Source organism: Bacteroides sp. GD17 (assembly GCF_038448625.1).
GTDB lineage: Bacteria > Bacteroidota > Bacteroidia > Bacteroidales > Bacteroidaceae > Bacteroides.
In genome coordinates, this window is the sequence record NZ_JBCEZS010000035.1 from 1 (window position 1) to 5,835 (window position 5,835).

General features: G+C 38.3%; 3 protein-coding genes and 1 pseudogene. 1 reads left to right on the forward strand and 3 read right to left on the reverse strand.

The genetic code is table 11. From position 1 onward, the window contains the following. The 3 genes and pseudogenes from AAE250_RS23220 to AAE250_RS23230 form a co-directional block, all read right to left on the reverse strand. A pseudogene (locus AAE250_RS23220) lies at window positions 1–107 on the reverse strand (site-specific integrase); the annotation flags it as partial. A gap of 483 nt (window positions 108–590) precedes the next feature. After that, on the reverse strand, window positions 591–941 hold the full coding sequence (locus AAE250_RS23225; protein ID WP_342289469.1) for a hypothetical protein: 351 nt from the start codon (window positions 939–941) through the stop codon (window positions 591–593). A gap of 82 nt (window positions 942–1,023) precedes the next feature. Further along, window positions 1,024–4,200: a hypothetical protein gene (locus AAE250_RS23230; RefSeq protein WP_342289470.1), complete on the reverse strand. Its 3,177-nt coding sequence runs from the start codon at window positions 4,198–4,200 to the stop codon at window positions 1,024–1,026. Between the two features lie 330 nt (window positions 4,201–4,530). Here AAE250_RS23230 and AAE250_RS23235 point away from each other — a divergent pair, with 330 nt between their 5' ends. Next, window positions 4,531–5,484 (forward strand): tyrosine-type recombinase/integrase, encoded by a 954-nt coding sequence (locus AAE250_RS23235; RefSeq protein ID WP_342289471.1) that lies wholly within the window; start codon window positions 4,531–4,533, stop codon window positions 5,482–5,484. Window positions 5,485–5,835 lie beyond the last annotated feature (351 nt).

A 5,835-nucleotide genomic window follows, 5' to 3' on the forward strand; every position in this document is an offset into this window, starting at 1 on the left:
TTCGAAGTAGCCTGATAGATATGGGCTGTTCCCCATCGACCATTCTCGCGAAGCTCCTCAACTATCATTGAGAACATCTTCTGTAAGGTAATTTCATTCCTGATCATTTTAAAATTATTTATAAATGGATTACCTTACAATTATATACAATTATGAGCAAAAATGAAATAAATACAATACTTCTTTCGTTAATACTTCAATAAACAGCATTATATTAGATGGGATATTTTATATCTGTGGTTGAGTATAGATTGATAAAATAAACTATGGGTATATTAAATCCAAATAAAATCGACCAATTGCTGCTATTGGGACAATCTGAATGATAATGATAGAATGTTTTATTGTCTTTCAAAAGAGGAGAATCTGACTGGGAAGTTGTAATGCAGGTGATCTAAGTGAATTTCCATCTATTAAGTGGAAATTGAGGAATATGAATCTATTGAAGGAAAATGATAGTCTCTCTTGTAAAAAAGGATGCTCCAATAGTGGAACATCCTCTAATCTAATCTGTTTTACTTTTCACGATAGTGAAAGATGAAATCTATCTTCGCAGAATATTTTAAAATTTACTGCTATCTTATCAATGATTACTTTTGATAGATTACTTTTGTGCCTAAGGCATCATGCCGCATTTCACGCTCACTGCGATAAAGTTTTTCATCCTTCAAATAGTAGTATTCCTGATAGCCTGCAAATTCTATATTGGCATATTCCAAGTTATCTTCGGCTTTACAAGCTTTCCACGTTCCTTCATACGTTACTGAGTCAGAAAATGTAATATAGGTCGTAGAATCCGCACGGAGCTCAAACCTGACGCCGTCTTCCGTTATGAAAGTGCCAGCGTAGGAGTGAGATTCTGAACTACTATTGTTGCCATTACTGCAAGAATACAAAAAACCGACAGCTATCATCAACATAGCTAAAATCGTTCTTCTCATTTTCTTCTATTTGTTATTATTAAAAAGAGAGTGTCCCGGATGGAACACCCTCTTTTAAAAAGGTTTATCTATCGATAATTAATTATCTTTGAGCAGGAGTACCGGCATTCTTCTTAACTATAACTTTGAATGTCATAGTGAATGTCTTCCACTTGTATCCGAATTTAACAGGAATGTACAGTTCATAATCCCAGTTAACCGGAGTACCACTATAGTTGTTGTAAGTCAAAGTTTCGTTTGTACCATCATAAACAACTGTAGTATTAGAAGGCAGAGGACCATTCGTTACACCAGCAGTCGGAACTAAGTTTCCATCAACCAGCTTCAAGTTAGACTTAATCTGGCTTGTCATCCATTCACCCGGTTGTACTTCATAGAACTCCCACAAAGCTTTCTGTAATGCAGTAGCACCGGCAGAGTTAGAAACAATGTAGTTCTTACCATCTTTGTCAGCATTCCAAGAAACATAAGTGAAGGCACCCTTAACATCAATTGTACTACCACCTACTGTTGCATCAGTGAAGTTTTCAGTTGTACCGGTAGTAACAGTCAACGGTTCGATGATAAATGCATCGTATTCCTTAATTGTTGCAGTGTGAGCAGCAGACAGGATAGGATAAGCAGAGCAAGCATCACCGTAGCAGATGTCAGCAACTAACTTGATAGGCACATACTCACCAACAATAGCCTTAGCAGCTTCAGTCGGAGCATCACCAGTACGAGGAGCGTGAGTAGGATTAACTTCTTCCAGCTTGATGTTATAAGTCTTTTCACCAGCTTTCAGTAGGTTATCTGTAAAGTTCACGATTTCAGCAGCTTTCTTACCGTCGATATACAAGATAGTACCATCAGCACTAACAGTAGCAGTCTTCTCTACAACACTAGTACCATTGAAGTAATTGTACTTGTAAGCAGTATTAGCAGCTTCCAACTTATCCTTGTCAAATACGAAACGTGCACCTTCTTCAGCATATCCATTGTTCTTCACGCCCAAGAAACCACTTGCGACATTCGGATACAATGCAGAGTAGTAGAACTTCTTACCAGCTCTAGCCTGGTCTGCATACCAAATAGCTCCACCAGCACCAATAGTCGGCTTAACACCCATATCATCCAAGAAACCATTCAACAAGTCAGTATAGATGTTACAAGTAGGATTGTTCTTTGTGTTAGCAGCCCAAGCCGGGTTGGATTCTTGAGTATCATAAACGATCGGGTTCACATTGAAAGTAGTCCATTTATTATCATTCTTCCAATAACGACCATCATAACCCCAAAGGTTGAATACCGGCTTATAGATAGTACGAGTCAAAGTGATCTTCAAAGTAGGATATGCACCAGAAGGATCTTTCCAATAGCAAACCTTAGAGAAGTCCATCTTTTCTTGCTTATTCCAATTCGGATACTTAGTTACAATATCCTTATGAGATAATTTCCATACGATGTTATAAGAATCTACACCAGACTCATTATTCTTAATAATATCAGCTGTTCCTTCACCTCTACCAGTACCTGCAGCACCGTCAAAGCCTCCGTCAACATAAACAGCATGGAATTCTTGCTTAGTCATACCACCTTCTTTAGCCTGAGCATAGATAACTTCATTCATTTCCTGAGTACCAATGCGTGCCATGTAGTTGTTGCAAGTATAGATAGAATCGGCAAATGCATGATTAATAGGTCTCTCACCAGTTTCTTTCACCCATTTGATCTTGATGTAACGCAAAGCAACCAAAGCCTTGTTGTTAACATCTATCAATTCTACACGTACGATAGGTTCACGACCTACAGCTGTAGCAGAAACGCCATCAAGAGAATAAACTTTAGAAGACAGTATGCCGTTTTCATGAGAATCAAGCTGTGCAAACTTCTGTTGGTCAGTCTTGTTTGTATTTCCTTCGCTACCACCTAATGTGATATAAGGTGCTGAAGGAATATAGAAACGGAAATCCAAGCCATAATCCTTATAGTTTGCCAATTTTGCATGGTTCTTATGAGTCTTGTTAGCATCAGCAACATCAGTTACACAAACTTGTACCAAAGTCTTCAAGTCAAGAGGTTGGTCATAAGCCCACTTAACGTCGATCAGCTCATTTGCTTTAGATTCATATACACATACTGAGTCGTGATAGTGTACGTAGAAAGTACCATTTGCATCAGTCTGAGTCTCATCTGCAAAAAGATCGTTATGCTTTGTGAAGTCAGTTCTACTATTTGTCAGATAAGGAACTTTGATTTCTTCATGAAGACGTACATATTCAGAATTTACATACACCTTAGTTCCCTTTTCATCATAAGCTTTCTTTTCAGCATCAGTATAGTTAGCAACTGCAATAGGAGCCTTCAAGGAAGCCATATAGAATGTTTCTTTGCCAGTAGAGTGACCACCTTGAGCAGCAATAGAACCCTTAACTGTCTTTTTGAATTTTACAGTCAGTACATCCTTATTGATATCATAAGTAACTGGTTTAACAGGGCTATTAGCAGTAACAGTAGCACCAGAAGCTTTAGTCATGATATTCTCGGATTGAATGCAATCGAATGATGGCAATTCAATATCTTGAGTACGAACACCTACACTCGGACTTACGTGAAAGTAAGCTTCATTGTATTCAGTTGAAATAGAGTTTGGTGCAGTAGCAGCATTAACGTGGTCCAAAACCGGACGAGTTGTATGTGCTGCAGGGTCACTAGTATGCTTAGCCATTGCTTGATATTTCTGCGGAGTATATTGCAGTGTAGTCAGCGTAATAGCAGCAATACCGTTGATGTGAGTAGTCGGAATTACAGCCAAGCTAGTCAAACGATGACCAATCAACGACATAATTTCAGCACTCAAGGCATCAACCTTTGTAGACAATGTCTTCAAAACTGCATCAGTGATAGACCCTTCCAATTCAGTCTTCAGAGCTGCAATTTTAGTATCAACAGCTTCCAAAGATGCTAATTTGGCAATTTGTGCTTCCAACTCAGCTTTTAAAGCAGTCAAATCAGCTTCAGATACTCCACTACCCGAGCCAGCCTTATCAAGGGCTTCTTGAGCCTTTGTTTTGGCTTCATTCGCAGTAGCCTTAGCTTCATCTACAGCTGTCTGCAAAGTTGCAACTTTTGCATTCAGTTCATCAAGTGAAGCTTTTTTGTCCAGTTGTCCCTGCAAATCCTTGATGTCATCATCATAGTCTTTACAAGACGTGAACGTTCCTGCGGTGCCTACCATTAAAGCACTGAACAGGATTACACTTAGAAACTTCTTGTTCATAATAGAAAATTTAAATTTATAAATTTAAAAAAATAAAAAGTGAATAATCTCGCATTTGGTCTTCCTCTTACAAATTCTTTTTTTGTTAAAATTTTCCGTTACTTCGTAGGTAACGGAGGGATTTTCCGTGCAAACATAAGCGTTTTTCTATAAATGAGCAAATAATAATGCTGTTTTTTTATAATTAATCGAAAAAACTGCATCCAAGAGCACACTTTTGTTAATAGAATTGTTGCTCTTCCCTGCTATTAATGCATCTGTACGTGCGTTCCTTATTTATAGATGAGCTGCGCTTATACCTATTTATAAAATAATAATGTATAAAATTAAATGATGATGAAAGAGATTGCCCTACAAGAGATGCTGTCAACTATTATTGGAGAGCTCCGGGAAAATGGAAGATGGGGAACAGCCCATATCTACCAAGCAACATTGAATGTGTTCTCTACATTCAATAATAACCAAGAACTGCCTCTTCGCAGGTTAGATCAGGCGGTTTTGAAACGTTTCGAGAATCACCTGCGTCAGCGAGATTGCAGTTGGAATACGGTCTCTACCTATATGAAGACCATACGTTCAGCTTATAACCGAGCTGTAGACTTGAGATCTGCCCGTTATACACCGAGATTGTTTGAACATGTATATACTGGTACTAAGGCCGATAAAAAGAGGGCTTTAGATGCTGCAGATATAGGCTCCCTAGTCCGTGGCACAGAGGCTGATTTGTCTAAAAGTATTCCTCCTCAAAGCCTCCAAAAGGCCAAAATGCTATTCGTTTTTATGTTTTTGATGCGTGGCCTTCCATTTGTTGATTTGGCTTTTTTGCATAAGAAAGACCTGCAGGGAAACGTTCTTTCCTACCGAAGACGAAAGACTGGACGTACTTTAAGGGTGGTTCTCTCTTCCGAAGCTATGCAATTAGTACGTTTGATGAAGAATAAGGATGAAGATTCCCCTTATTTATTTCCGATTTTACGAAGCAAAGACGGTTCAGAAGCCGCTTATCGTGAATATCAGTCAGCTTTGAGAAGCTTTAATAACCAACTGTCAGCATTAAGAAGCAACCTGGGCATGGGCTCGCACCTTAGTACTTATTCAGCCCGCCATACGTGGGCTACAATGGCATATTATTGCGAGATTCATCCTGGCGTCATTTCAGAAGCTATGGGGCATTCTTCTATCAATGTTACAGAAACCTATCTGAAGCCTTTCCATGATAAGAAAATCGATGAAGCTAATCAGAAGGTAATTTCTTTTGTGAAAAGCGGTGAGATTCCGACATAAGGAATTTGCATTTTTTTGATAGAATAGCCTAATCCTGTCATTTTTTTTCCTGTTCTCAAAAAGATAATCTTTGAGGATGGGACTTTCATGTCTCTTTCCGAATGCGTTTTTTTTGAATAACATACAGGGAATAAGCTATTTACCTACATTGCATGCTGTCAATCAATCTATTACTCGTTCTTTTATCCATATTCATTAGTACTATTCTCGAAACTTTGCGTGAAGCCCAACTTACTTACACTTTCTCTTTTCTCATTTTAAACAAATTACAGAGCATTATACATGCTTTATATAATTGTGCTCATAATGCTTTAAGCGAGTATTCCGTTACCTACGAAGTAACGGAATAAA

Excerpts from the sequence above, each read along its gene's own strand:
- AAE250_RS23235 (WP_342289471.1), top strand. The coding sequence starts at position 4,531 with ATGATGATGAAAGAGATTGCCCTACAAGAGATGCTGTCAACTATTATT.
- AAE250_RS23230 (WP_342289470.1), bottom strand. The coding sequence starts at position 4,200 with ATGAACAAGAAGTTTCTAAGTGTAATCCTGTTCAGTGCTTTAATGGTA.
- AAE250_RS23225 (WP_342289469.1), bottom strand. The coding sequence starts at position 941 with ATGAGAAGAACGATTTTAGCTATGTTGATGATAGCTGTCGGTTTTTTG.